The organism is Flavobacterium lacus (assembly GCF_003268815.1).
GTDB lineage: Bacteria > Bacteroidota > Bacteroidia > Flavobacteriales > Flavobacteriaceae > Flavobacterium > Flavobacterium lacus.
Window position 1 is genome coordinate 120,291 of the sequence record NZ_QLSV01000008.1, and the last position, 26,112, is coordinate 146,402.

Below are 26,112 nucleotides of genomic sequence, written 5' to 3' on the forward strand. Positions count from 1 at the left end.
AAACACCACTTCGCCCAATGGGATTATTGGAACGTGGAGTCCGGAAACCATTAACAACACCACAAACGGCAATTACATTTTTACACCTAATGCGAACGAATGTGCTTCACCAATTACGTTGGTTGTCACAATAAGTACTGTTACTGCCTCAATTACTGGGACAGATTTACTTTGCATAGGTCAATCAACACAATGGACACCGTCAATAACCGGAGGAACTTGGTCTAGTAACAACACTACAATTGCCACAGTAGATAGTAATGGAACTATAACAGCCGTTGCAAGCGGAATAACAACTATTAACTATTTTATTCAAGGAAGTTGTGACACCAGAGTTTCAGAAACAATTGAAGTAATTAATCTTCCTGCACCCAACCTCATTGAGAGTTTTGTTTGTGTGGATAACTTGACCGGTGAGGTGGCAGCTCCTGTGCTATTGGTTAGCGGACTCTCGAATAACGATTATACTTTTGTTTGGACAGTAGATGGCGACGTTTTACCAACCACACAAAACAATCATTTAGCCACAGAAACAGGTATTTATACTGTAACCGCGACGCACAACACAACGGGTTGTTCGGGTACCTCTACCGGAACGGTTTCTGCTTCCTCTGTTGCAATTGGAAGTGCCACAGTGGGTGAAGATTTTAATCAAAATCAAGTAATTACAGTAACTGTAACGGGCGGATCGGGTGAGTATGAATACATTTTAAATGATGGCCCGAGTCAAAGCAGTAACTATTTCACCAATGTACTACAAGGAGAAAACACTATTATTGTTCGCGACAAAAATGGTTGTGGCGATTTAGTTTTAACCGTTTATGCGTTAAAATACCCACCCTTTTTTACGCCCAATGGCGACGGTTTTAATGATTCTTGGAACATTAGCGGATTGGAAAACCAGCCCGGATCAATTATTTATATTTTTGATCGGTATGGAAAATTGCTAAAAACACTCAAAGCTTCCGGCGGAAATGGTTGGGACGGAACTTATAACGGAGCAAAAATGCCTTCGAGTGATTATTGGTTTACATTACTTTACACCAACCAGGGGGGATTTGAAAAAGAATTTAAAGCTCATTTTAGTTTGAAGAGGTAGTAGTCGTTGGCAATTTTCAGTTTATTAAATTTCATTTACAGGAAAACCAACGTGTTTTTGATCGGTTGAGTCTGTGGCACTGTTTGCAGTACTATTGTACTAATTTGATCTGAAATAAAAGGAACGTATTGGGATGCTTCAAATAAGCATTATTGAATTTTAACAAATTATTGTAACGCTAAACTTATAATAGTGTTATTTTTGTTTTTACCTATGCATAAAAAATACCTCATAGCTCTTGTTTTGTTTGGACTCCTTTTGGTGTCTAATCAGGCATGGGCATCCGGTAAAAAAGAGCAAACGAAGTCGTGTTGTTCCAGCAAAAATGTTGTTGAAAAGAAAGACACCTGTTGTTCGAGCAAAACTGAAAGCGATAAAAAAGACGCTTGTTGTGGGTCAGATACGGAAGATACTGACAAATCATGTTGTACTTCGGATACTGAAAAAGGCTGCGATGGCACATGCAACCATGCGGGTTGTAATTGTGCAGCAACTTGTTCCGTCACTCCGGTTAGTTTGGTGTTTTATACTGGTTATGACTATACCATAACAAATTTTCCTACCTTTAAAAAAGGTCATTTTCTTTATCAAATTCCGTCGCTTTCAGACGGATTTACTTCCATTTGGCTGATTCCCAAAATAAGCTAATCAGTATTTTTGATAGCCCTACGTGTGTCAAATTCATACGGCTTTGCTATTATTCTTAAAAATTAAGCAGTCCTTATTTTTTATTTCTACACCAAGTAGCACATTTAAAAAGCACTGCTGCTTCTAAAAATCTATTCATTTGTTAAGGTCAAATACCTTAATAACAATCCATTTCAAAATGAAAAAATCACTTATACAGTCGGTTGTAGTTATAGGTATGCTACTATCCGGAACATTGCACGCCCAAGTAAAAAATGCTGTAACGGAAAACGTTAAAGTATATGGAAATTGTGGTATGTGTAAAAAAAATATTGAAAAAGCAGGAACGGTACAAAAAGAGGCTACCGTTGTTTGGGATGAAGCTACTAAAATAGCCTGTATAACGTATGACCCAAAGAAAACAAATCAAGCTGCTATTTTAAAACGCATTGCCTTAGCCGGTTATGATAACGAACAATTCTTAGCTCCTGATAACGTATATGAAAACCTACACGGCTGTTGTCAGTATGATCGTGAGGCTAAAACACCTGCACTACAAGTTGAAGAAACAGTCGAAGTTACTATGCAACAGGAGGTTGAGGTTGAAGAAGTTCACCATCACCACAGTACCGCACAATCCGACAAAGAGGATGGACAAAGCAAACCCCAATTGCCGGCTGTTCTAACAGCCTATTTTGCTATAAAAAATGCGATGGTTCAAACCGATGGAGTTGCTACGGCTGCCAAAGCAAAAGAACTGTTGACCGCAATTCAAAACGTTGACATGGGTACGCTAACCGAAAAAGAACACACCGTTTGGATGAAAGTAATGAACCCATTAACGACTTCTGCTAAAAAGATATCGAACACAAAAGCGATTGAAACGCAACGTGCTCAATTGGATGTGCTATCCAAAAGCATGCTTGAATTGGTTAACGTTACTACTAACGAAACACCTACCTATTATCAATTTTGCCCCATGGCCAACGACGGTAAGGGTGCTCATTGGTTGAGTAAAGAAAAAACCATTGAAAACCCTTATTACGGTTCAAAAATGATGCGTTGTGGAAGTATTATAAAAACCATTACCAAGTAAAAAAGATGAAAAAAGTTGTTTTCATTCTACTACTGTTTTGTGCTTCCATCAATGTGCAAGCTCAATTAAAAATAGGTGATCAACTACCCGAAGTTATTTTAAACACCCAAGACAACGACGCATTTATGCTGACTTCATTCAAGGGAAAATATGTTTTAATCGACTTTTGGGCTGCTTGGTGTGGGCCGTGTCGCGTAGCCAATAAAAAACTGGTTAAATTATATACCGCTACCCCGCGTGACCAATTTGAAATTATAGGCCTTTCCCTTGATGTAAAACCCGAACTGTGGAAAAAAGCAATTGTTAAAGATCAAATCAACTATACCCAAGTAATTGATGCCAAAGGATTTGATGCTCCCACCGCTATTCAATTTGGTGTAGAACAACTCCCTTCCTCCTTTCTTTTTAATCCGGAAGGAACGCTTATTGCCATTGACCCTACAGAAGATCAAATTAAAAAAATTTTAAAAAACTAAAAAATGAAATACTCAATTTATATACTGCTGTTTTTAATGAGTCAAGTATCCATGGCTCAAATTTCTAAAATTGAAATACAAGCAACTGGTCTCACCTGTTCGATGTGTTCAAATGCCATCAACAAACAGTTAAAAAGCCTTTCAGAGGTTGAAAATGTTACCACTGATTTGAACACCAACACGTTTGTTGTGTATTTGAAACCCAACAGCACCCTAACTCCAAAAACGTTTAAAGAAAATGTAGAAAAGGCTGGTTTCTTTATTGGAACTATGGTGGTAACACTGGATAGTGCTTATCTAAATTCAAATGCCACTCGCTTCATTCCGTTGGAAAATCAAGCAGCAACCGATTCAAAAGAGGTTAAAATTAGGATTTTAGACAAAGGGTATGTCACCCAAAAGGAATTCAAAAAATTGGAAAAAAAGTATGCTAAAAATACTTCCTATACCAGTTTGAATTCGGAGTTGTTTCATTACAAATTAGAAAAATAATGCAGAAGATCTTACTACTTGGTGTACTCTTTACGATCACCCTACACCTTCAAGCACAGGAACTTTTCGTGGTTACCGATCCTGCTAGTAATGTCCCTGCCGGTTCATTAAGTGTTCGAATGAGTAATCAATTATTTGAAGAAGCTTTTGAAAACGGCTACAATTACCACCTCATGCCGGAGGTAACTTGGGGGATGAACAAAAACTTAATGCTTCGTGCAACGGCTTTTATAAGCGACCGCAGTAATGCCTTATATGCTGAAGGCGGTAATGTTTATGCTAAATACCGATTTTTTTCTACTGACGACATCAACAGTCATTTCAGACTTGCCGCATATGGTCGTTACAGCTTTAACCGAGCCGACATCCATCAGGAGCAAATTGAAGTGATGGGACATAACACGGGATATGAAATGGGTTTTGTAGCAACAAAACTCATTAAAAAATTGGCCATCAGTACTTCCATTAGTTATGAAAAAGCGTTGGACAACCAACCGGATTATCCTTTTCCTTCTGAATTTGGTAACAATGCTACTAATTACACTTTGTCTTTCGGGAAGTTAATGTACCCCAAAGTTTATACGAGTTACAAACAAACCAACATCAATTTGATGGTAGAATTTGTAGGACAAACGATAAACACAAATGGAAAATCCTATTTGGATGTGGTACCTGCGGTTCAATTTATTATAAACAGTCAAGCCCGTATTGATGTGGCCTACCGTCGTGAATTAATAAGTTCGATGTTGCGAACGGCACCAAGCGGCATTTATTTAAATTTAGAATATACCTTTTTTAACGTATCCAAATGAAACACCTATCACTAGTTATCGCATTGTTCTTTAGTGCAGCCCAACTGATTGCACAAGATAAAATTCAAATCAAAACCACCTCACCCAGCCCGGCTGCTTCTTTTGAACAAGAAATAGTCTGATTTTTTACCCAACCAAATGAATCAGGATTACAACACCTTAAATAATTTGTTCTCAGCAGTTGAAAAGACAAAGATAGAAAAGTACTTCATCAATCAAAATATTGAAAAAGTCAAAGAATTACTTATGTACGATGAACTTACCTTGAGCGAAATAGCTGATTCTTTAGATTACATCAGTGTCTCCCATTTGAGCCATCAATTTAAAAAAGTTACAGGTTTTCCACCTACCTACTTTAAAAATTTAAAAACCATCAAAAGGAAACAAATAGAAGAGTTATAAATTTTACAAATCAAACCCAAAATTATGCAACGATAAAAAGAGGGAGCTTCGGAAATTTGTACTTTAAATAGAACAAAATGACACACAACTATCACATTACCGGTATGACTTGCGACGGTTGTCGCTCCAAGGTCGAAAAAACATTGAATACGATTGAAGGAATAGAAGCTATTGTTTCGTTAGACCCTCCAGTAGCCAAAGTGACGATGAAAAATCATATTGCTACAAAACAGTTACAAGAAGCTTTAATGAAAGTTGGAAACTACACTCTAAATGAAGACACCCCAAACAAGTCAATTCCAACACTCTCAAATGATTCAACTTCAACATCGTGTTGTTCGCACCATAAGTCAAGTGAAAAAGAAGCCATCACAATTCCGAAAGGACGCTATTATTGCCCCATGCATTGTGAGGGAGACAAAAGCTATAACAAACCCGGAGACTGTCCGGTTTGTGGCATGCATTTGGTCAAAGAAACATCATTAACAACCCCTACAACAGCCTATACCTGTCCTATGCATCCGGAAATCGTTCAAAACAAACCCGGTTCCTGTCCTATTTGTGGAATGGATTTAGTTTTGAAAGAACCGAGCGATAATGAAGAACAAAAAACGTATGCTGATTTGTTGCGAAAAATGAAAATCTCCACACTATTTACTGTGCCTATTTTCATTATTGCGATGAGTGACATGTTACCTACCAATCCCTTAATGCACCTTATGGATGCCCAAAAATGGAACTGGGTGCAATTATTACTCTCTTTACCGGTTGTGTTTTATACCTGTTGGGTCTTTTTTGTTAGGGCATGGAAATCGATTGTTACCTGGAATTTAAATATGTTTACCCTCATTGGAATCGGAACCGGAGCCGCATTTCTTTTTAGTTTGATGGGTTTGTTTTTTCCGGATCTGTTTCCAAGTGAATTTAAAACTGATCAGGGAACCATACATTTGTATTTTGAAGCCACAACCGTTATTTTAACCTTGGTTTTGTTGGGACAATTACTAGAGGCAAAAGCACACAGTCAAACCAGTGGAGCAATCAAAGAATTATTAAAATTAGCTCCTACGGAAGCAACTTTAATTAGCGAAGGTGTCGATAAAACGATTCCCATACACGACATCAAAAAAGGAGATTACTTACGTGTAAAACCGGGAGAAAAAATACCTGTTGACGGTAAGATCACTGAAGGCGAAAGTAGCATTGACGAAGCTATGATTACCGGTGAACCGATACCAGTGGATAAAAAACAGCATGATGCGGTGATTGCAGGAACAATCAACGGAAACAGCTCATTCGTAATGATAGCAGAAAAGGTAGGTTCAGAAACACTACTTTCGCAGATTGTTCAAATGGTAAACGATGCCTCCCGTTCCAGAGCTCCGATTCAAAGACTGGCTGATAGCATGGCAACCTACTTTGTACCGATTGTAGTGCTGGTTTCTATAATCACTTTTATCATTTGGGCCACTTTTGGACCTGAACCGGCTTTAGTTTATGCCTTCATCAATGCCATCGCCGTTTTAATCATTGCCTGTCCTTGTGCCTTGGGATTAGCCACACCCATGTCGGTTATGGTTGGCGTGGGTAAAGGAGCACAAGCCGGCGTTTTGATAAAAAATGCAGAAGCCTTAGAGAATATGAATAAAGTGAATGTTCTACTGACGGATAAAACCGGAACAATCACAGAAGGAAAACCCTCAGTTGAAAAAATTGTTGCCTTAGAAAATGATGAAGAAGATTTACTTCAACTCATTGCTTCGTTAAATCAATACAGCGAACATCCTTTAGCAAACGCGGTGGTAAATTATGCCCAATCAAAATCTATTGCACTGCTGCAAGTGGCTGATTTTGAAAATAACACGGGTAAAGGTGTTACTGGAACCGTTGCCCACAAAAAAATAGCATTGGGGAATAAAAAACTAATGGAACAAGTCAATGCCATTGTTTCAGACGATTTAGAAAACAAAATTACAGCGGAACAAAAATTGGGAAAAACGGTTTCTTACATTGCTATAAATGAGTCAATTGCTGGGTTTATCACCATTACTGATGCAATCAAAGCATCAAGTAAGCAAGCCATTCAAGAACTCCTGCAACAAGGTGTGGAAGTTATTATGCTCACGGGTGATAATGAAAACACAGCCAAAGCTGTTGCTGATGCATTGCATTTAACCGCCTTTAAAGCAAGTTGCTTGCCTGAAGATAAATTGAATGAAATAAAAAGATTACAAGCCCAAGGAAAAATTGTAGCTATGGCTGGTGATGGTATCAATGATGCTCCGGCATTGGCTCAGGCTGATGTTGGAATTGCCATGGGTACAGGAACAGATGTAGCCATCGAAAGTGCAAAAATTACACTGATAAAAGGTGACTTACAAGGTATTATAAAAGCCAAAAACTTAAGTCATGGCGTTATGAAAAACATCAAACAGAATTTATTCTTTGCCTTTTTCTACAATGTTTTAGGTGTTCCAATTGCTGCCGGTGTTTTGTATCCCTACTTTGGTATTCTACTCTCTCCAATGATAGCAGCTTTGGCTATGAGTTTTAGTTCTGTATCTGTAATTGCCAATGCCCTAAGGCTTAGAAGTTTAAAAATTTAAAAAAGAAATATGAAATATAATTTAGCCATCTGTTTATTGCTCATCACTGGATTCGCTTATACTCAAAATGTAGTCCGCTATGATTTGTATGTAAAAGACACGCTTGTCAACTTTACCGGCAAGGAAAAAAGAGCAATTGCCGTAAACGGACAAATCCCAATGCCCACATTGATTTTTACAGAAGGTGATAGTGCGGAAATTCATGTGCATAACCAACTCAAGGAAAGCACCTCTTTACATTGGCACGGCATCTATTTACCCAACAAAGAAGACGGTGTACCGTTTCTAACACAAATGCCAATTGAACCCAACACCACTCATGTTTACCGTTTTCCAATCATTCAAAGCGGCACGCATTGGTACCACAGTCACAGTGGGTTGCAGGAACAAATAGGCATGTATGGATCGATGGTGTTACTGAAAAAAGAAAACGATCCCACGTTCAGAAAAGGTATTGACGATTTACCCACCATTCCGTTGATTTTAAGCGAATGGACCGATTACAAACCTGAAAATGTTCACCGCATGTTGCACAATGCATCCGATTGGTTTGCCATTAAAAAAGGAACCACCCAAAGTTATGCCGAAGCCATTCGACAAGGTCATTTCAAAACAAAATTGACCAATGAATGGAAACGGATGTTGGCCATGGATGTCAGTGATATTTATTATGATCGGTTTTTAATCAATGGAACAAACGAAAGTCAATTTTCCTCATTCAAAGGAGGCGACCGCGTCCGATTACGCATTTCAAATGCTGGGGCTTCCTCCTATTTTTGGTTGACCTATGCCGGGGGAAAACTAACCGTAGTGGCCAATGACGGGAATGATGTGGAACCCGTAGTGGTTGACCGATTGCTTATTGGAGTTTCCGAAACCTATGATGTTGTTGTTACCCTTCCGGCAGAAAACACGGCCTTTGAATTTTTAGCAACCGCAGAAGACCGCACCAAATCGGCTTCCGTTTATTTAGGGTCCGGGATTAAGCAATTAACTAGTCCCCTACCCAAATTAAACTATTTTGAAGGCATGAAAATGATGAATGACATGATGAAAATGAACGGCGACATGCATGATATGGGTATGAACATGAGTCTGCAACAAATGGACATGAACACGGTTATGTATCCTGAAATTACAGGTAATAAAAAACCAATGACTAGTGAACATTCCGATCATTCCAATCACGGGACAACCACTTCGGATATTGTCACTTTAAACTATGCCATGTTAAAGTCGCCCACCAAAACCAATTTGCCGGAACAAGCCAATGTGAGAGAATTTCGATTTGAACTCACCGGAAACATGAACCGTTACGTGTGGAGTATGGATAATAAAGTGTTGGCAGAATCGGATAAAATCCTCATAAAAAAAGGGGAGAACGTTCGCATTACGCTTTACAATAATTCGATGATGCGTCATCCCATGCATTTACACGGTCATGATTTTAGAGTCATCAACGGACAAGGCGATTATGCTCCCTTAAAAAACGTACTCGACATTATGCCTATGGAAACCAATGTCATTGAATTTAATGCCAACTTAGAAGGCGATTGGTTTTTTCACTGTCACATCCTGTACCACATGATGGCGGGAATGAACAGGGTGTTCAGTACAGAAGACCAAGCTCCCAATCCCTTGTTACCCAATAAAGCTTGGGCTTATAAAAAACTACAAAACGAAAGCAATGAACTGCATTTTATGATCCAAAATGACTTTGCCACCAACGGCAATGACGGTAAGGCCATGCTTCAAAACACGCGATGGAGTTTTGGCACCGAGTGGCGATTGGGGTATCACGATGACCATGGTTATGAAAGTGAAACCCACATTGGGAGGTATATTGGCAAAATGCAATGGTTAATGCCGTTTGTAGGCTTTGATTGGCGGTACCGAAAATTAGGACACAACGAAGTGGAGAAAAACCTCTTTGGACAAAAAAACACCAAAAACAACCGAGCACAAGTCAGTTTGGGTGTTGCCTACACCTTGCCCTTACTAGTTATTTTACAAGCGGAAGTTTATCATGACGGCATCGTTAGAATGCAGTTACGAAGAGAAGATATTCCGGTATCAAAACGATTCAGAGCCGCATTTATGGTTAATACCGATACGGAATACATGCTTGGCTTGCATTATATTGCCGGAAAAAATGTTGGTTTTAGAACACATTATGACAGTGATATGGGTTTTGGCGTTGGGGTAACGGTGAACTACTAAATATAGTGGCGTTAAAGAGGAGATTATATTCCTGCTGAAGTTATCCTCTCAATTTGCAAACTCAAAATCCGTGCTACTTCTTTAACACATATTTGTCAATAATATAATGTGTAATTGGATTGAGACTTTTACCTGTTTCAGGATGTCTTCCATCGCCAAGTTCATTAAAAAAATCCGGTTTTCCATTCACTTTACAATACCAATAAAGTGGTTTGCCCTGCTTACTAAAAAAAATAGTGGTATCAACTACTTCTACTTTTCTAAAAGTTAATAATGATTTGTTCAAGGCAATAATATCATTTCCCGAAGAACTTGTAGCTGAATTTATACAATCCACCACCTCATAATGATCATTTTGCCATTGCATACATTGCTTTTCCGTAAAGACAAACTGCCAAAAGGAAAACCCAAATAGTACAAGTGCAATTAGCATAAAAATGGTAATCAGTTTATTTTTTTCTATCCATAAAAAGAAATTACTTTTCTTCTCTTGCGTTTTATTTTCTGATGGAATACCCGGCGGCGTAAATAAAATCACGTTAACACCTTCATTTTGGGATTCTTTAAATCCTGTTTTTGAAAATTCAGTATAAGGCCTGTCTTTAAAACCAATAAGTAGTGCGGCAATTTCTACTCGCATTGCATTTTCTGTATCCTTTTCTCCCTTTAAAAAAGAAATGATGCTTTTAAATTTATCTATTGAAAACCGTTGAATTGCTCGTTTTAAATCTTCTCCCTCCTTGGCTTCAAAAAAAATACGCAACGATTCTTCCTCTCTTTTGCTCACCCCTTTATCTAAAATAATAAGCGTCAATGTCCGCAATTGAGCTGGGGACGGATGGGCTAAAATTCCACTTACATCATTTGCTTGAGCAATACTGTAATGCTTTTTTATTGCCTGCTTATAATCTTTAAAAGTAATAGTATTCATAAAAAAATAAATTGATTTTAAGCACGATTCGGAATTCTTCGGAATTATCGGAATCATCGGAATTTCCTATCAGCATCCCCACAAAAACCACATTCCTTTGCTTCAGAATTTGTTCCTGTTCTAACCTGCAATTAGAACAAATGTACAAAACAGATTCAAAAAAAGTGTTGCTAAACAGAACTGAAATTGTAGCAGGGAAGTATACCACGACGGCTCTGTTTAAGCACACTTTACTTCCCGGTGTTTTATTGAGTACTCATTCTTTTAAATCGGAATTAATCCGAACGCTCCTTTGGTTTTTATAAACCGAACAGCAAAATCTATGTGCAATCTTACTTATTAAAATCATGAAAAAAATACTTTTTATTTCGATATTTTGTTCAGCAATTGGTTTTTTTACCTCTTGTTCGGCAGACGACGTAGCAGAGCAAACTTCAACTGTTGTGGCAGATGATACCGGTGGTCAACACGGTTTTCCGCCACCGCCACCGCCACCACCGCCTAAACACGGTATAGGAACATAATTGGAGTTTGAAATTAATTTTAATACCTTCGGGAAATGAAAAGAAAATCACTTCATTTCCCGATCGTTTTTTTATACTTGCTGCTGTTTAGTTCGTGTGAAAAAAAAGAAAATAAAAATGAGTATGAAAAATTTTCAACATTTAATGAAAAAGCGGGTAATTTTGAACAACTATACCTGTTTGACAGTGCTTACTTCTATTATAATAAAGCGAAACTGTTTACAGAAAACCACGATGATCGTTATGCGTATGCCCAATTAAAAATTGCTTTGATTCAGCAAAATATTGGTGATTACTTTGGTTGCGAAGAAACAATTACGGAAACACTTTCTACGTACAAAGAAACAACCTATTTACTCCATTTTTACAATCTTTTGGCAGTATCCTATCATAAACAAAACAATCTGCAAACGGCTTTATTCTATTATAAAAAAGCAGCCGATTTAAGTAATAGCCCATTTGAAAAAGCCATTATTCAAAATAATATAGGGTTAATTTACTTAGAAGAAAAAGAATTTCTAAAGGCTTATCAACTTTTTAATCCATTATTAAAAGATACTTCACTACTTCAAAACCCACATGAATTTGCTCGTGTTCAGGATAATTTAGGCTACACGCAATTTCATCTAAAAAACCAAAAATCGATTGAGAATTTAGAAAACGCTTGGCTCATTCGCGACAGTCTAAATGATTATATTGGCAAAATTGCCTCAGCAATGCATTTAGCTGAATATTATCAAAACGTAAACCAAGAAAAGGCAAAAAAATATGCTACTGAAGCATTTGTTGTTTCGCGAAAAGCCGATAGTCCCGATGATCAATTGGAAGCACTAAAATGGTTGACCGAATTCAGCAATCCTTTGGAAGCCAAGCACTATTATCAAAAATATATTAACTTAAATGACAGTTTGAATCGGGTGCGAAACAGTGCCAAAAACAAGTTTGCCGGCATCAAATACGATTCGACCAAAGCGACGCAGGAAGTCATCAAATACAAAAATCAAAAAGAAATTCTTTTAGTAATTATTGCTTTGATAATTGCCATCGCTTTTTTGTTGTATAAATTATATCGTGCAAAAAATAAGCGAAAATTACAGCAATCTACCTACCAAACCGAAACCAGAATCTCGAAGAAGATTCACGACGAACTGGCCAACGACGTGTTTAATACAATGACATTTGCTCAAACTCAAAACCTTGAAAATAAAAACACGAAAGATCTTTTACTGGATAATTTAGAACTCATTTATCATCGAACCCGCGATATTTCAAAAGAAAACAGTGAAATTAGAACCGATGCAAATTTTGGCCCCGATTTATATCGATTATTGGACAATTATTCTAATCCATCAATGAGCGTCATTCGAAAATTGAGTAAAGAAATGAACTGGCAAAAAGTAAGTTCTGAAAAAAAAATTGCCTTATTTCGTGTTGTGCAGGAATTGCTCATCAACACCAAAAAGCATAGCAAGGCAACCCTTGTGGTCATTGACTTTAACGAGCAAAATAAGCAGTTGATTGTAACGTTTACCGACAACGGAATTGGCCTTCAAAACACACAAAATCGCAAGTCAGGATTGCAGAATGCGGAAAACCGTATTCGGGCTATCAAAGGAACACTTATTTTTGACCCATCCTATCAAAAAGGATGCAAAGCAATTATAAACATTCCAATGTAAAACAGTATGTTTCAAAAAATTTTAATCGCTGAAGACTTAGATTCCATCAACTTGGCGGTACAACATGTGGCCACAGAATTGAACATCTCCACCATTGACCACGAAAAATATTGCGACGAAGCGTTGCTTAAAGTTCGCAGAGCTTTGCTGGAAAACGAACCGTATGATTTGCTCATTTCCGATCTTTCGTTTAAAGACGAAGGAAAAAAGGAGAAACTTCAATCGGGTGAAGCATTAATTGATGCCATTAAGCAAATTCAACCCAACCTGAAAGTCGTTGTCTATTCAGTGGAAGATAAAAGTTACCGCATCAAATCATTGTTTGAAAAACTACACGTAGATGCTTTTGTGCTCAAAGGACGAGAAAGCTTATACCAACTTAAAACAGCCATCAAAACGGTAGCACAAAACAAAACCTATATTTCACCGGAAGTAAATCACGTTTTGCAAAACAAAACCGGTTCACAAATTGATGAATTTGACATCCACCTCCTAAAGCACCTTTCTTACGGTATCACCCAAGAGGAAATGGAAAACGTGTTTAAAGAAAAAGGCATTAAGCCAAGTAGTAAAAGCACCATTGAAAAACGATTAGGAAAACTAAAAATTCTATTTAAAGCCAATAATCCGGTTCATTTGGTGGCGATTGCGAAGGATTTGGGGATAATTTGATTCTGTTGTCGGTTGTCGGTTATTTGTTATCTGTTGTCTGCTGTCAGAAAACTGACTGCGGCGGAGATTGAAAACTGAGACTGAGACTGAAAACTAACTTCTATTGGAACACGGATTTAGGGGATTAGCCAAAGCTAAACGTAGATTTTCACTGGTCTGCTATTCAAAATGATTTAAATGCGTATTTTAGTGATAGAATAAAATGAAATGACACAGTTTATTGAACACTCCCTTTCGCGATGACAGATACAAAAACAGATTTACATCTACCTAATTTAGTAGTCATTTCTGCATCTCGTCTCCCCTACTATTCACTGATTTAAACTAATTTGTTCGGAGAACATTTTCTTTTAAACAACTTTTCTCAACTGAACTGTGACCGACAACTGCGACTTTTCCTGTTCTCACAGAAAGCACGGAAAACATAGAAATAGTTAATTATTATCTTTAAGGTTAAAAATTATGAACTGAAAACGCTAATTATCAGCGACGCCAACCCACAACCTACAACCCACAACCTACAACCTACAACCTACAAAAAAAACCCCCAATTACGGATTCCCGTAAAATAGTCACTTTTAACTGTTCTATTTTTGAGGAAATTTAACCCAAAACCCCAACAAATGCCACAATTTGTAATTCAAGAAACGGAAACAGGAACATGGTTTTATCAACTCATTGCTCCGGAAGGAAGTATTTTGCTCACAGGCAACAAACTTGATTTTAAACAAAGTTGCTTAGGCGAAATCCTTTCCGCACGAATGAATGGCGTCTATCAGGAAAATTATGAACAACGGATTTCGCCCGGTAAAGACCATTTTTTCATCCTTCGCTCCATGGGAAGTGAAAAAGTGATCGGCGTAAGCGAAATGTACAGCCATCCCGAAGGTTGCGAAAAAGCCATTAACCAAATTAGAAAACACGTTGAAAAAGCAAAAATAAAATAAATTTTAATGGATTGCGGGAATCCGTAAAATAGTGGTTTTGATGGAGGTTAAGTTTTGGTTGGGTAACTTTACCTTATTTATTACCAATATGAAATTATGTAAACTAAAAAACCTAATCTTATTAATGTAATGAAGTTCATAAAATAGATTGTGTTTTAAACTATCTAAGAATTAAGCTACATTGAAGTCTAAAATTATTTACACCATAAACCTTAATAAAAAAAAACAATTCCCTTAATTGCTCAATGGTATAAAAAATTAAGAAAAAAAACAATTATATCAAATCAAATACGTCAAATGTCACGAAAAAATACTAATACCTTCTACTGTATACGATTTATGAGAATTGTTCAATTAATAATAAACAATGGTTTAACAACAAAAAAAGCCTAGGATTGGCAGCATTTTAGCGGCACTGACCCTTAACCCTAAACCTTATTTTTTCTGCAAATCAATCAACGCTTGCATATCATCCCACTTATAAAAATGAAAAGTCATGCCGTTGCTCATCGCTACAAACATTCCATTGGGGAACTTGCTGCCTAAATTGATATTTGTGGCTTCCGCTCCATCACACTCAATCGTAGAAGTTGGAATTTCGGCTATCATTTTATGTTCATTCGGGTTTCCGTTTGTTCCCTCTCGAGCATACACAATAAATGTGTTAGCTTGTTGATTCGAAACTAAAATGTAACCCGTTGTAGCTGTTGTTTTGTAAATAGCGATTCCTTCTTGATCAGATTTAAAATCGTTTTGACCAAATACAGCCAATTCGGTGTTGTCATTTTTAGCAGGATCGGCATAGTATTTACGAACGCCAAACTGCTCATCAGAACAGTAAACATAACCCAATTCGTTGTCTACCGCGATGGCCTCGATTTCTTTTTTGCCACTAAAATTACCAAACTTTCTAACTAATTTGGCCGCAACAGTTCCATCGCCGGAATCGGATAATTGGTATTGCCAAAGGTACGTTCGCGAGGGACCGAATTTTCTTCCCACAATAGCAAAAATAGCTCCGTCTGACGCTCGGGTATAGAGCGAAATTCCCATCGGATCGCGTGCTGTTTCACCTACAAAAACTTCTATTCCACCGTTGTCAATAGGCTTTAAATCTGGCAGAGAAAAAATTCTGATTTTATTAGTTTCCCTTTCGGTCGTGACAGCTATATCCACTTTTTTACCACCGATTGATAAAGCATACGCGACATCAACATTGTTTGGTCGTTTTAAAACTTCCGATTTTTTGATGATTTTACCTTCCAAATCAAACACATATAAACCACCATCCGTGTCTTTATCGGTGCCGATAACTAAACTTTTGGTTGCATCTTCCGGATGGATCCAAATAGCAGGGTCATCTGTATCGTGCGGCAAAGGCTGCGTAATAACCGCTGGTTTAATGGCATCTTTTCTAACAGGGGCTAATTTATCACCACAAGAGATTAAAAACAGTAGTGACAGTAAGGTTAATTTTTTCATTTCTATTTTGTTAATTCAGTGGTGTAAACTACTTTGCCAAAAGCATTGACGAGTTGCACCATCATCTTGGTTTCAGTAACAGAAAAAGTCATAAATCCGGGTTCGGAAATGGCAAACAACGTTCCTTCTCGATTTCCGGTTGGACGTACCTCGCAACCGGCACCGGATAAAAATTGTGTCGTATATCGATTTTTGGGTTTGATAACCTGCAAATCATGTTCATGACCACATAAATAAGCATCTACTTTGTATTGATCAAAAAGCGAAGCAAATTTATCTTCCATATTTTTGGTATCGATGCTGTTCTTTCTTTTTCCTCCGGAATACAGTGGATGATGACCAATGACAATTTTCCATTTGATGCTTTTATCATTTGTATTTAACGTTTCAATGAGCCATTTTTTTTGTGCGATGGTATCTTGCTTTTTCACATTTTCTTCCATCTGTTCGCCTTTGGAATGATAACTGTCAATAAACGGATTAGTATCAATAAAAACCATCAATAATTTATTTCCGCCTTTTAATTCAATCGTTTTTTTGTAATATAAACTCGGTAACTGCCAACGTCGACTTATTTTCGAATAATCCAATTGAGCTTGAATATTTCCATTGTAATCATGGTTTCCCAAAGTCACATACCAATCTTTGTGCAACTGATGACTGGAATAAATATCCTCAAAGGAAGCTTTCCATTGCAAATCTGCTGTGCTTTGCACCCCATTTGGATAAAAATTATCCCCAACGGAAATTACAAAATCCGAATCAATGGTAGCAGCAGCTTTGGTCATTTGTGTGGCAACATCTTTCTGATAATAATCACCGTGCCGGCCAAAATCGCCAATAACTAAAAAATTCTCACTGTCATCTACTAATTGTAATTCAGGAATAAATCCGCCTTTGTATCCTGATTTTTCTTCGGCTAAATATTTTTGACCAGTGGCAAATTGCCAGACCAAAACGAACAGTAAAATAATGTTTATTTTCTTCATTTTTATAAATTAAAAAAATGTCGACAGGGTTTTTTCACCCTGTCAAACATTTATAGAACAATTAACCTAAACTTATAAATCAAACTTCAAACCCATGGTGTAACGGGCTTGATAATATTCCATTTGCATCGTTCTTGATGAAACACCTTGGTAATAACGTAACGGCTGATTGGTTAAATTATTGGCTTCAGCAAAAATTCGTAATCGCGTTGTAATTTTATACGACGCATTGGCATCTAAAAACAACTGCTTGTCATAAAATCTATCGTCAAAAGCTTCACCTCCTAATTCGTCTAAATAATCAGACGCATAATTTAATGAAATACGAGCTGAAAATTTATTGTTTTCCCATGACAATGAACTATTAAACATGTGTTGAGCAGTACCCGGCAAACTTACATTTGTTCTCACTTCCCCATCGGAATTGGTGATTCCTTTTGCCTCAGATTCTGTAAAGGTATAATTTAAGTAAACACCTAATCCTTTGAAAAATTTACCCGGTAAAAAATCCAACTGACGTTGAAAAGCAACTTCAAAACCATATACACTCACTACATCTCCGTTGCGTTGTTGTGTCAACGACCAGTTACCCGGATTTTCCGAAGGTATTGGATTAATTTGTCCGGGAAAATCAGTAGCAAATTTACTATTTGTATATTGATTATCACGGAAGGTATAAATAAAATCATTCAAGTTTTTATAAAAAACACCACCCGATAATAAACCAACGGATTTATAATATTTTTCAACCATTAAGTCAAAGTTATACGCATAGGTGGCTTTTAAATTTGGATTACCGGCATCAATGGCAGAATCATCATCAGGAACTACACTTATAAAGGGTGATAAAGCAAAATAATCCGGACGTGCTATTGAAGTGGTAAAAGCCGCTCTGTAAACCCAATCTTGATTGCCGTTATATTTAAAAGCAATACTTGGTAACACGTTGGTATAGGAATTGGTGTTATTAATTTGTCCAACCAAATCCTCTTCGTCTAAAATATAATTAGCCGTGTAGTCGATGTACGTATTCTCAACACGTAAACCGGCAATCATCGACAATCGCTCATTAAAATCCTGATCCCAACGGACATATCCTGCATAAATATTTTCCTTGGCTTCATAATTAGATGCTAAATATTCAGAAGGAACCGCTTCGCTTTCAAACAAAGCAGTGTTATTTAAATTTAAACCACCCAAGAAAGAATTACTTACAAACGTACCTGGAACATATTGAGAACCCGCTTGCCAATTTTCTCCACTATAAAATGAAGTAGGTAATGTATTTAAATTTCCAAATGCTGAAATAGGACTGTATTCAAACCAAATATTATCTCGGTTTTTATCTTTAATTCTCAAACGAGCTCCAAATCGTAATCTTCCCTTTTGGTCTGCAATGGCAGAAAAAGGAATTCTGAAATTTAATTTAGCTCCCAACTCACTTTCTTCGGTGTAATCTTGATTTTGAGACAATTCTCTAAATTCAAAATCTTGAGCTGCATTGTCGCCCACAGCAGTAATCAATGGAAACCTCGGGTCATTCAAATCCATATTCATTTCTAAGCCCCGGTTTTGATACTCAATATACCGCTCGTTTGGTCGATCTTCACTTGCTTGAGCATAATTAACAGACCAATCCATCGCTAATTTTGAAGTTAACAAATGTTCTCCTCCTATAGAGTAGTTTTGAACGGTTTGTCTTTCCAAACGTCTATTCTTGTTCTTACCATCATCAATACCTCCTTTAGTTTGTCTTCGCACATCGCCTTCAAAACCAATAATATCATCATTGGCATTATAAATCGGGTCAATACCACGGTAACGGGCACGGTAACGATTTTCTAAGTCATCTCTAAAATTATAAATAGCATTAATATAAATACTATTATTTTCGTTAAACTTATAGTCTGTTGCTAATGCAAATGAGTTTCTAATGCGTCGCACATCGTATTTTCTGATGTCATATTCTTCAATATAAACTTGATCTTTTTCTCCTTTTACCCAAACTGCTTCCACGTTGTCTGAACCAAAGTCGTTGTTATTATAAGACGCACTGAATACCATACCTAGTTTATTTTGAAAAAAACGATTTCCATAGACAAACCCGGCAGTATAATTGCCTTTTTCACGAATTGGTCCGTATCCACCGGCTAATGTAGCAGACACACGTTCTCCGTTTGGCGTGGCACGTGTAATTAAATTAACCGATCCTCCAATAGCATCAGCATCCATATCGGAAGTAAGCGTTTTATTCACTTCGATGGTCGAAATCATATCTGCCGGAATTAAATCCATTTGCACATTGCGGTTATCTCCTTCGGCAGAAGGAATTCTATCTCCGTTTAATGTGACCGAATTTAAACTTGGTGCTAAACCACGAATGATGATGTTTCTGGCTTCACCTTGGTCATTTTGCATTGTGATACCGGGAACGCGTTTTAAGGCGTCACCAATATTGGCATCCGGAAAACGACCCACTTGGTCGGAAGAAATTACATTGGTAATGTTTTGATTACTTTTTTGTTTGTTAATTGCTTTGGCTTGCCCACGCAAACGGTCACCTAAAACAACAACTTCAGAAAGTTCCTCTGAACCTGGAATCAAAACAAAATTAACTGTGTTGTTTTTACCGGCGACCACGTTTACTTCTAGCGATTGTTTTTGATAGCCGATGTAGGTCACTTCAATTTGATAAGTGCCCTCTGGAACATTCAAAAATTCATAATTACCATTTTGATTAGAAATAGTGTATCTATTTCCAACGTTTAATTTAATTGTTGCTCCCGGAAGTGAAAAGTTTCCCTCAGTTTCTGTTATCTTTCCCGTAATAACAGCTGTTTCTTGTGCTTTTGAAACGTAATGGGAAACGAAAATTAGTACAAATAAAAATAATTTTTTCATCATAGTTGTAGTGTTGGTTATAGCTTGCAATACTACTATTTATGAAAAGACCCGAGGTTATCCAAAAATTATCTTATCGATGTTTAATGTTAATTTTAAATTTATTTTATTAATGAAATGTTAATCATTAACAGTAAATTAAGAATATTTGATTGTAAAAACTAAAAAGTAAGTAACCATTTATTAAACTTGAATATAGAATAAGCTAACATTGACAATTTACAAAATACGCACCTCCTCGCTAGCTTATTTAATTGAAACGTGCGGTCTTATTGCTACATTTGTAAAACAAGATAAGCTACCAAACTAGAATGCTTGTCTTTGCAAAAATAAGTAAGTACAAAACAAGAAATCACCATGCGTATACGAACATTCGAATCATTTTGGTTAGTAAAAAATGGTATTCTATACAGTTATCCTTCGCTGCAAGAAAACCTTGAAACTGAATTATTGGTGATTGGCGGTGGAATAACCGGAGCATTGATTAGCCACGCCTTGATGGAAGCAGGACACGAAGTAATGTTGATTGACAAAAGAGACATTGCCATGGGAAGTAGCAGTGCTACTACCAGTATGCTGCAATACGAAGTGGATGTTCCCTTGTATGAATTAGCCGAAATGATTGGCGAAGAAGGTGCGGTGAAGTGCTATAAAGCCGGAATTGAGGCGATCATAAATTTACAAACCTTGGTTAAAAAAACCAAAATCAAGTGCGGATTTAAAATGCAAAAGAGTTTATACGTGGCTCATAATAACAAAGCGGCAGCTTGGCTGAAAAAAGAATTTGACATTCGCAGCAAACATCAATTAGGTGTCAAATGGTTAGATGCCAAAACAATTGAGAAAAAATACGGAATCATTGCTTGTGGCGGCATTCTATCGGATGTAGCGGCAAGTGTCGATGCGTATCAATTGGCTCATGAACTCATTCAATTCAATGTAAAAAGAGGCATGAAAGTGTATGATCAAACAGCTATTGATAAGATAGATACAACGGATTTTCGACCCAAAGTGATTCTAAAAAATGAGCACGTGATTGAAGCGAAGAAAATAATATGTTGTACCGGTTTTGAAAGCACCGAACTGCTCAAAGAAAAAATCGCCGATTTATTTTATACGTATGCGACAGTAAGTGAACAAGGTGTAAAATTGAATAAGAATGTACAAAACACCTTAATCTGGACAACCGATGACCCTTACCTTTACATGCGAAGCACCGATGATGGTCGTTTTTTAATTGGTGGAGAAGATTCTAATTTTAATTTTCAGTTCTTTCAGCAAAAAATTAAAGAGCGAAAAGCAGATAAATTAAAAGCAAAACTCTTGGCGTTAATGCCTGAAATCGAATTTACAGAGGACTTTAGCTGGGCAGGAACGTTTGGCAGTACAAAAGATGGTCTTCCGTACATCGGGAAAAGTCCCGAATATGAAAACACACTTTTTGTGTTGGGTTTTGGTGGCAACGGCATTACTTTTTCGGTCCAAGGAATGGAGATGATGGTAAATTTCCTGCATGGAAAAGAACATGAGTTGGCGGAATATTATCGATTTGGGAGATAATTTCGAATTATTTTAAATGCAGTCAACACTTCACAAAACGCAGCTTTCTCTTACTCCTTTATTATTTTTTACAACACCAATCATACAAAGAAACGTAAAAGCTTTTTGCTTTCAAAAAGATTGGAATTATACAATACTTAAATTAAATTATATAACTGCAACGGTTTTTATAGCACTAACTTTATAGGATAGGTTTCTACTTATTAAATGAAACCTGATTAATATAAAAGTAAAGCACATGAAAGAAACAGCCATGCCCATTCAGAAAGTATCCCATGAAATAATTCAAAAACTTCTATCTCCACAAGAGACGCCGTGCTTATCATTGTATATGACCACGCATCAACATCACCCGGAAAATGCACAAGACCCCATTCGGTTTCAAAATTTAATGAAAGAATTGGAAGAATCATTAGCCATAAAGTATGATAATGCAACCATTAAAAATTATTTAGCTCCACTTGAACAACTTAAAAACGACAGTTCCTTTTGGAGGCATACGGCAAAAGGTTTGGCGATTTTTAGCGCCGGTGATTTTTTTGAAGTGATTGGATTACAAACACCCCCGGAAGAATTAGCCATTGTAGCCGATAGTTTTCACACTAAGCCATTACGTCAGTATACGCAAACAATGGACCATTTTCATGTAGTAGGAGTTACGATGAATAGTGTGAGATTATACGAAGGAAGTCATCACTATTTCACTGAAATCGATTTAGATTCCTCCATCCCTCAAACAATGGAAGACGCTTTAGGAGAAGAACTAACCGACAAACATACCACTGTAGCCTCGTATGGAGGTACAAGCGGACACAGCGTAAACATGCGTCACGGACACGGTGGCAAAAAAGAAGAAATAGATAATGATGTTGAACGCTTTTTTAGAATTGTAGCACAAGAAGTTTATGAAAAATACTCCAAACCAACCGGCTGGCCATTAATTTTAGTGGCTCTTTCGGAACACCATAGTGTGTTTCACAAAGTGAATAAAAATGCCCATCTTTTACACAAAGGCATCAAACATAACCCATCAGCCATTTCAGTAGAAGAGTTAAAAAACAAAGCATGGGAAATCATGGAACCGGAATATATAGCAAAGATTGAGCAACAGGTTGACAAATACAACCAAGCTCGAGCCACAGACAAAGGGAGCGATGATTTGAAAACAGTATCGGTCGCGGCTGTAGAAGGACGAATTGACACATTGCTTATTGAAGCCGACCGAATTATTGCCAAACGAATCACCAACCTGGAAACCGGAAATACCCAAAACAAAGATATCAACAACCCCAGAGTAGATGATTTGCTAGACGACATGAGCGAATTAGTTACAAAAATGGGAGGAACTATTTACGTGATTCCGTCAGATCAAATGCCAACAGAAAATGGTTTCGCTGCTATCCTTAGATATTAATTTATAAATTAAAAAAACATGCAAATACAATATAACATTTCCAACATTGGAGAGGAAGACCAACGAATTGTTGAACGATTAGACGATTTATTCAACAGTAATTTAAGCCGATTTACAGAAAAGATAACGCGATTAGAAGTTCATCTTTCTGATGAAAACAGTCACAAAGAGGGACAAAATGACAAACGCTGTATGTTGGAAGCAAGAATTGCCGGTGTGTCGCCCATTGCAGTTACTTCACAAGCGAGCTCCTTTGATGAAGCCTCCAAAATTGCCAGTGGAAAACTAAAAAACAAATTAGACACAATCTTTGATAAGTTAAAAAACTAACAAATAGTTCAATCTAAAACAGATTAGCTCACTATATATCCACCCTCAATTGTGTTTAACTTTTGGGGGTATTTTTTTGTTGAAATTCATTTTTTAAAAAGTAATCAAGCTGTTTATGAAAACTTTTATTTCACCGTAAAAAACAAATTTTAAGCAAGATGGATTGAGTTTTTAGTTTAAAAAATTACTGTTCAAACCATAATTTTTCTAAATAAAAAAAACTCACTTCTCTCCAAATGGATAGAAAGAAGTGAGTTGATAAAGTGCTAACTTTTATTTTTTCTTTTTAGAAGTAGACTTTTTTGCTTTTTGTTTCTTAGCCTTTTCTTTTGCTTTTTTAGCTTTTTCTTTGGCCTTCTCTAATTCCTTTGACTTTTTAGCTTTTTCCTTTGCCTTCGCTTTTTCCTTTGCCTTTTTGGCTTTCTCTTTCGCTTTAGCTTTTTTAGCTTTTTCTTTTTTCAATTCCTCTTTCATTTTATCGCGCATCTTTTTATATTTTTTAAGTTGATTCTTAATTGATTCTGGCGTTTCTACTTCTTTCTCTTCAACTTTGCTTACTACTTTTGGTGTTGGTTTTGCAAGTGTTTTTGGAGCAGCAGTTTTACTCGCTGTCGCTTTCACAGCTGCAGGCTTAGCCGCTTCCGCTTTAGGAGTAGCCGGCTTGGCCGCAGTAGGTGTTGGTGCAGCCGATTTAGGAGCAGTTACTTTTGCTGCGGCAGGCCGTGCTGTAGATGGTTTTGCCGCTGTTCTGCGTGGAGTAACTGTTTTTTTAGCCTCCGTTTGATTGTTCTCACTGGTTGTTTTTTTTACTTCAGCAGAAGCTCCTTCGGGTAATTTATTTTCTTCCATAATATTGTTTGTAAATTAATTGTAAACTTATTGATAACTACATGTTAAACAAATTTAAGTCATTTGTGTTAAAAGGCAATGTTAAGTTTTTATATGAAATGAAAACTTAACATTGGAATTATTAAATATTTTCCATAACAAATAAATCACTACACATCTTGCTTCAGTGCTTAATTGGTGAATTGTACTCAAATTGTAATAAAAATACACTATTATTTTTTTCACAACAAAACACATACTATATTGACAAAAATAGAGTCATTTACAACTTACTTAATTTTATATTTGACACTAAATTTTAAAAATATTTAAGATTTACTACTATGAAAATCCACTCCTTTCCATCCATTTCCAATCAAGAGTCAAAGGTGCTAATTTTGGGTACTATGCCAGGTACTGCTTCATTACGGTTAGATCAATACTATGGACATCCTCGTAATACTTTTTGGAAATTATTGTTTATAATTTTTAATGAGCCCTATTCAATCGACTATGAAATTAGAAAAAAACTAGTAGTAAAACATAACATTGCTCTTTGGGATGTACTGAAAAATTGTGAGCGAGAAGGTAGTTTAGACAGTGCCATTGAAAAAGAAATTCCGAATGATTTTACCTGTTTTTTAACTTCGCACCCAAAAATTGAAAAAATAGTTTTCAACGGAAAAAAAGCGGCACTCTATTTTAAAAAGTATGTTCCTATTTCAAATCAATATAAGTTAATGACTTTGCCTTCCACTAGTCCTGCAAATGCTGGAGTTTCGTTTGACGAGAAACTACTGATGTGGAAAAATGTGTCATTTAAATCATAAAACGTTGTATCGATTGAAGCAATTTATATAGTACGTTTTTTATAAAAAATACTGCCCATACAATTGAGAAAAGCAGGTAATAGAGCTTCTCAATTAATACAGGCAGCAGAAGCAAAAAAATAAATCTTACATGGCTTCTCGGTTGAGTCTGTTCTCTGCTAACTTATTCAACTTCTCATTAGCACCATATTCTTCATCCAGCGTTTTCTGCAGTTTAGCAGCGACATCATCATAACCTAACTCTTTTGCGTATCTAACAACCGTTCCGTAGCCTGAAATTTCGTAATGTTCTACTCTTTGCGCCTCAGCAATTAGGCCGGCATCCATCAAATTTTTATCTTCTGCTTCTTTCATAAAACTTTCCGCCTCAGCAATCAAACCTTTCATGGCTTTACAAGTTTCACCGTCGGTAGAGATGCTCATGCTGGCACAAACTTCTTCCAAACGTTTTTGGTGTTCTTTGGTTTCTTCTAAATGGTCTTCAAAAGCTTTTTTTAACTTGCTGTCATTTGCTTTTTCAACCATTTTTGGCAGGGCTACCAACAACTGACTTTCTGCACTAAACAAATCTTTTAATTGGTGTTCAAATAAATCTTTTAACGTCTTCATAGTATATGTTTTTTGTTTATATGATAAAAGTAGTCCGAAATCACAGTGCGGATTAATCGTAAAACTTTAATTCTTAACGCAAATGGAATAACCTATACTTCAGTTGATCTTCATACTTCATTTGTTTACTTACAGTAATAATAAAAAATCGTATTATGGTTCAAATCATTTTCAATACACTCTTTTTGCAATGTCAGAAGTACCCGTGTAGAGGGTCGAAGAACCAATGTTAATAAAGCATCATATTTCTTTATAATCTCTTGTTGATCATCGATGATTTTGCGTAAAATTTTTTCATCATCACAAGTCGAAAAAAACCAATTAAAGTCAAACCATATCTCACGAGCGTAGGCACTTATGCTGTGATTGTTATCTTTTGGATACTTTAAAAAATCTAATTCTCCCATAAATTCTGACACAAACTCTTTACTTTCCAACGACTTCCGATGAAAAAATAATTTAATATCACTCTTAGACGAATGGATGGCCGCAATCATAAATCCCCTCTCGTTTTCCTGGAGTGATACTAATAACATTTTTAATTCTTCACAAAGTATTTTGTCTTTTTCCGTCATAATTTTTTTTA

General features: G+C 36.6%; 25 protein-coding genes and 1 pseudogene. 19 read left to right on the forward strand and 7 right to left on the reverse strand.

Features of this window, described 5'->3' with window-relative positions; all coding sequences use genetic code 11:
- From B0I10_RS09525 to B0I10_RS09565, 10 genes and pseudogenes are all read left to right on the forward strand, one after another.
- Window positions 1-1,099 (forward strand): T9SS type B sorting domain-containing protein (locus B0I10_RS09525; RefSeq protein ID WP_146740333.1); only part of this gene is annotated, 1,099 nt, incomplete at its 5' end.
- A gap of 213 nt (window positions 1,100-1,312) precedes the next feature.
- Window positions 1,313-1,747 carry a hypothetical protein gene (locus tag B0I10_RS09530; RefSeq protein WP_112086274.1) on the forward strand — a complete coding sequence of 145 codons (435 nt, stop codon included), beginning with the start codon at window positions 1,313-1,315 and terminating at the stop codon, window positions 1,745-1,747.
- Between the two features lie 178 nt (window positions 1,748-1,925).
- On the forward strand, window positions 1,926-2,822 hold the full coding sequence (locus B0I10_RS09535; protein ID WP_112086275.1) for a DUF3347 domain-containing protein: 897 nt from the start codon (window positions 1,926-1,928) through the stop codon (window positions 2,820-2,822).
- A 5-nt stretch (window positions 2,823-2,827) separates the two neighbouring features.
- The gene (locus tag B0I10_RS09540) at window positions 2,828-3,298 is read left to right on the forward strand and encodes a TlpA family protein disulfide reductase (RefSeq protein WP_112086276.1); all 471 of its coding nucleotides are present in this window, start codon (window positions 2,828-2,830) and stop codon (window positions 3,296-3,298) included.
- A 3-nt stretch (window positions 3,299-3,301) separates the two neighbouring features.
- A complete protein-coding gene (locus B0I10_RS09545; protein ID WP_112086277.1) occupies window positions 3,302-3,790 on the forward strand; it encodes a heavy-metal-associated domain-containing protein in 489 nt (162 codons plus the stop codon).
- Window positions 3,790-4,602, forward strand: a complete 813-nt coding sequence (locus B0I10_RS09550) for a hypothetical protein (RefSeq protein ID WP_112086278.1) — start codon at window positions 3,790-3,792, stop codon at window positions 4,600-4,602. The genes B0I10_RS09545 and B0I10_RS09550 overlap by 1 nt, the downstream gene beginning before the upstream one ends.
- Window positions 4,599-4,724, forward strand: coding sequence for a hypothetical protein (locus B0I10_RS15840; RefSeq protein WP_262510650.1), 126 nt, complete (start codon window positions 4,599-4,601; stop codon window positions 4,722-4,724). Before B0I10_RS09550 ends, B0I10_RS15840 begins: the two co-directional genes overlap by 4 nt.
- Window positions 4,720-5,004, forward strand: a pseudogene (locus B0I10_RS09555) (helix-turn-helix domain-containing protein); the annotation flags it as partial. The gene B0I10_RS15840 and the pseudogene B0I10_RS09555, both read left to right, overlap by 5 nt.
- 77 nt (window positions 5,005-5,081) lie before the next feature.
- Complete coding sequence (locus tag B0I10_RS09560; RefSeq protein ID WP_112086280.1) at window positions 5,082-7,610, forward strand: heavy metal translocating P-type ATPase; 2,529 nt, start codon at window positions 5,082-5,084, stop codon at window positions 7,608-7,610.
- Window positions 7,611-7,619: 9 nt separating this feature from the next.
- Complete coding sequence (locus tag B0I10_RS09565; RefSeq protein WP_112086281.1) at window positions 7,620-9,830, forward strand: multicopper oxidase domain-containing protein; 2,211 nt, start codon at window positions 7,620-7,622, stop codon at window positions 9,828-9,830.
- Window positions 9,831-9,903: 73 nt separating this feature from the next.
- On the opposite strand, the gene B0I10_RS09570 is transcribed toward B0I10_RS09565, so the two are convergent.
- Window positions 9,904-10,761, reverse strand: a complete 858-nt coding sequence (locus tag B0I10_RS09570) for a hypothetical protein (protein ID WP_146740334.1) — start codon at window positions 10,759-10,761, stop codon at window positions 9,904-9,906.
- A 140-nt stretch (window positions 10,762-10,901) separates the two neighbouring features.
- Here B0I10_RS09570 and B0I10_RS15675 point away from each other — a divergent pair, with 140 nt between their 5' ends.
- From B0I10_RS15675 to B0I10_RS09585, 5 genes are all read left to right on the forward strand, one after another.
- Window positions 10,902-11,066 (forward strand): hypothetical protein, encoded by a 165-nt coding sequence (locus B0I10_RS15675; RefSeq protein ID WP_181456934.1) that lies wholly within the window; start codon window positions 10,902-10,904, stop codon window positions 11,064-11,066.
- A gap of 42 nt (window positions 11,067-11,108) precedes the next feature.
- Window positions 11,109-11,285, forward strand: a complete 177-nt coding sequence (locus tag B0I10_RS15680; protein ID WP_181456935.1) for a hypothetical protein — start codon at window positions 11,109-11,111, stop codon at window positions 11,283-11,285.
- Window positions 11,286-11,320: 35 nt separating this feature from the next.
- The gene (locus B0I10_RS09575; protein WP_112086283.1) at window positions 11,321-12,964 is read left to right on the forward strand and encodes a tetratricopeptide repeat-containing sensor histidine kinase; all 1,644 of its coding nucleotides are present in this window, start codon (window positions 11,321-11,323) and stop codon (window positions 12,962-12,964) included.
- 6 nt (window positions 12,965-12,970) lie between these two features.
- Window positions 12,971-13,636, forward strand: coding sequence for a response regulator transcription factor (locus B0I10_RS09580; protein ID WP_112086284.1), 666 nt, complete (start codon window positions 12,971-12,973; stop codon window positions 13,634-13,636).
- A 623-nt stretch (window positions 13,637-14,259) separates the two neighbouring features.
- Window positions 14,260-14,583 (forward strand): DUF1508 domain-containing protein, encoded by a 324-nt coding sequence (locus B0I10_RS09585; RefSeq protein ID WP_112086285.1) that lies wholly within the window; start codon window positions 14,260-14,262, stop codon window positions 14,581-14,583.
- 435 nt (window positions 14,584-15,018) lie between these two features.
- On the opposite strand, the gene B0I10_RS09590 is transcribed toward B0I10_RS09585, so the two are convergent.
- The 3 genes from B0I10_RS09590 to B0I10_RS09600 form a co-directional block, all read right to left on the reverse strand.
- Window positions 15,019-16,065, reverse strand: a complete 1,047-nt coding sequence (locus B0I10_RS09590; protein ID WP_112086286.1) for a phytase — start codon at window positions 16,063-16,065, stop codon at window positions 15,019-15,021.
- Window positions 16,066-16,067: 2 nt separating this feature from the next.
- Window positions 16,068-17,054 carry a metallophosphoesterase gene (locus tag B0I10_RS09595; protein WP_112086287.1) on the reverse strand — a complete coding sequence of 329 codons (987 nt, stop codon included), beginning with the start codon at window positions 17,052-17,054 and terminating at the stop codon, window positions 16,068-16,070.
- A gap of 72 nt (window positions 17,055-17,126) precedes the next feature.
- Window positions 17,127-19,955, reverse strand: coding sequence for a TonB-dependent receptor (locus B0I10_RS09600; protein WP_112086288.1), 2,829 nt, complete (start codon window positions 19,953-19,955; stop codon window positions 17,127-17,129).
- Window positions 19,956-20,312: 357 nt separating this feature from the next.
- Here B0I10_RS09600 and B0I10_RS09605 point away from each other — a divergent pair, with 357 nt between their 5' ends.
- From B0I10_RS09605 to B0I10_RS09615, 3 genes are all read left to right on the forward strand, one after another.
- Complete coding sequence (locus tag B0I10_RS09605; protein WP_112086289.1) at window positions 20,313-21,515, forward strand: NAD(P)/FAD-dependent oxidoreductase; 1,203 nt, start codon at window positions 20,313-20,315, stop codon at window positions 21,513-21,515.
- 238 nt (window positions 21,516-21,753) lie between these two features.
- Entirely contained in the window at window positions 21,754-22,929 is a 1,176-nt protein-coding gene (locus B0I10_RS09610; protein WP_220086202.1) for a baeRF3 domain-containing protein, read from the forward strand.
- A gap of 18 nt (window positions 22,930-22,947) precedes the next feature.
- Window positions 22,948-23,259 (forward strand): HPF/RaiA family ribosome-associated protein, encoded by a 312-nt coding sequence (locus B0I10_RS09615; protein ID WP_112086290.1) that lies wholly within the window; start codon window positions 22,948-22,950, stop codon window positions 23,257-23,259.
- Window positions 23,260-23,532: 273 nt separating this feature from the next.
- On the opposite strand, the gene B0I10_RS09620 is transcribed toward B0I10_RS09615, so the two are convergent.
- Window positions 23,533-24,108: a hypothetical protein gene (locus B0I10_RS09620; protein WP_112086291.1), complete on the reverse strand. Its 576-nt coding sequence runs from the start codon at window positions 24,106-24,108 to the stop codon at window positions 23,533-23,535.
- Between the two features lie 323 nt (window positions 24,109-24,431).
- On the opposite strand from B0I10_RS09620, the gene B0I10_RS09625 reads away from it, so the two are divergent.
- Window positions 24,432-24,917 (forward strand): DNA-deoxyinosine glycosylase, encoded by a 486-nt coding sequence (locus tag B0I10_RS09625; RefSeq protein ID WP_112086292.1) that lies wholly within the window; start codon window positions 24,432-24,434, stop codon window positions 24,915-24,917.
- A 126-nt stretch (window positions 24,918-25,043) separates the two neighbouring features.
- On the opposite strand, the gene B0I10_RS09630 is transcribed toward B0I10_RS09625, so the two are convergent.
- Window positions 25,044-25,526: a YciE/YciF ferroxidase family protein gene (locus B0I10_RS09630; RefSeq protein ID WP_112086293.1), complete on the reverse strand. Its 483-nt coding sequence runs from the start codon at window positions 25,524-25,526 to the stop codon at window positions 25,044-25,046.
- Window positions 25,527-25,651: 125 nt separating this feature from the next.
- Window positions 25,652-26,101 (reverse strand): DUF2383 domain-containing protein, encoded by a 450-nt coding sequence (locus B0I10_RS09635; protein WP_112086294.1) that lies wholly within the window; start codon window positions 26,099-26,101, stop codon window positions 25,652-25,654.
- Window positions 26,102-26,112: the final 11 nt, after the last annotated feature.

Excerpts from the sequence above, each read along its gene's own strand:
- B0I10_RS09530 (WP_112086274.1), top strand. The coding sequence starts at position 1,313 with ATGCATAAAAAATACCTCATAGCTCTTGTTTTGTTTGGACTCCTTTTG.
- B0I10_RS09535 (WP_112086275.1), top strand. The coding sequence starts at position 1,926 with ATGAAAAAATCACTTATACAGTCGGTTGTAGTTATAGGTATGCTACTA.
- B0I10_RS09540 (WP_112086276.1), top strand. The coding sequence starts at position 2,828 with ATGAAAAAAGTTGTTTTCATTCTACTACTGTTTTGTGCTTCCATCAAT.
- B0I10_RS09545 (WP_112086277.1), top strand. The coding sequence starts at position 3,302 with ATGAAATACTCAATTTATATACTGCTGTTTTTAATGAGTCAAGTATCC.
- B0I10_RS09550 (WP_112086278.1), top strand. The coding sequence starts at position 3,790 with ATGCAGAAGATCTTACTACTTGGTGTACTCTTTACGATCACCCTACAC.
- B0I10_RS15840 (WP_262510650.1), top strand. The coding sequence starts at position 4,599 with ATGAAACACCTATCACTAGTTATCGCATTGTTCTTTAGTGCAGCCCAA.
- B0I10_RS09560 (WP_112086280.1), top strand. The coding sequence starts at position 5,082 with ATGACACACAACTATCACATTACCGGTATGACTTGCGACGGTTGTCGC.
- B0I10_RS09565 (WP_112086281.1), top strand. The coding sequence starts at position 7,620 with ATGAAATATAATTTAGCCATCTGTTTATTGCTCATCACTGGATTCGCT.
- B0I10_RS09570 (WP_146740334.1), bottom strand. The coding sequence starts at position 10,761 with ATGAATACTATTACTTTTAAAGATTATAAGCAGGCAATAAAAAAGCAT.
- B0I10_RS15675 (WP_181456934.1), top strand. The coding sequence starts at position 10,902 with ATGTACAAAACAGATTCAAAAAAAGTGTTGCTAAACAGAACTGAAATT.
- B0I10_RS15680 (WP_181456935.1), top strand. The coding sequence starts at position 11,109 with ATGAAAAAAATACTTTTTATTTCGATATTTTGTTCAGCAATTGGTTTT.
- B0I10_RS09575 (WP_112086283.1), top strand. The coding sequence starts at position 11,321 with ATGAAAAGAAAATCACTTCATTTCCCGATCGTTTTTTTATACTTGCTG.
- B0I10_RS09580 (WP_112086284.1), top strand. The coding sequence starts at position 12,971 with ATGTTTCAAAAAATTTTAATCGCTGAAGACTTAGATTCCATCAACTTG.
- B0I10_RS09585 (WP_112086285.1), top strand. The coding sequence starts at position 14,260 with ATGCCACAATTTGTAATTCAAGAAACGGAAACAGGAACATGGTTTTAT.
- B0I10_RS09590 (WP_112086286.1), bottom strand. The coding sequence starts at position 16,065 with ATGAAAAAATTAACCTTACTGTCACTACTGTTTTTAATCTCTTGTGGT.
- B0I10_RS09595 (WP_112086287.1), bottom strand. The coding sequence starts at position 17,054 with ATGAAGAAAATAAACATTATTTTACTGTTCGTTTTGGTCTGGCAATTT.
- B0I10_RS09600 (WP_112086288.1), bottom strand. The coding sequence starts at position 19,955 with ATGAAAAAATTATTTTTATTTGTACTAATTTTCGTTTCCCATTACGTT.
- B0I10_RS09605 (WP_112086289.1), top strand. The coding sequence starts at position 20,313 with ATGCGTATACGAACATTCGAATCATTTTGGTTAGTAAAAAATGGTATT.
- B0I10_RS09610 (WP_220086202.1), top strand. The coding sequence starts at position 21,754 with ATGAAAGAAACAGCCATGCCCATTCAGAAAGTATCCCATGAAATAATT.
- B0I10_RS09615 (WP_112086290.1), top strand. The coding sequence starts at position 22,948 with ATGCAAATACAATATAACATTTCCAACATTGGAGAGGAAGACCAACGA.
- B0I10_RS09620 (WP_112086291.1), bottom strand. The coding sequence starts at position 24,108 with ATGGAAGAAAATAAATTACCCGAAGGAGCTTCTGCTGAAGTAAAAAAA.
- B0I10_RS09625 (WP_112086292.1), top strand. The coding sequence starts at position 24,432 with ATGAAAATCCACTCCTTTCCATCCATTTCCAATCAAGAGTCAAAGGTG.
- B0I10_RS09630 (WP_112086293.1), bottom strand. The coding sequence starts at position 25,526 with ATGAAGACGTTAAAAGATTTATTTGAACACCAATTAAAAGATTTGTTT.
- B0I10_RS09635 (WP_112086294.1), bottom strand. The coding sequence starts at position 26,101 with ATGACGGAAAAAGACAAAATACTTTGTGAAGAATTAAAAATGTTATTA.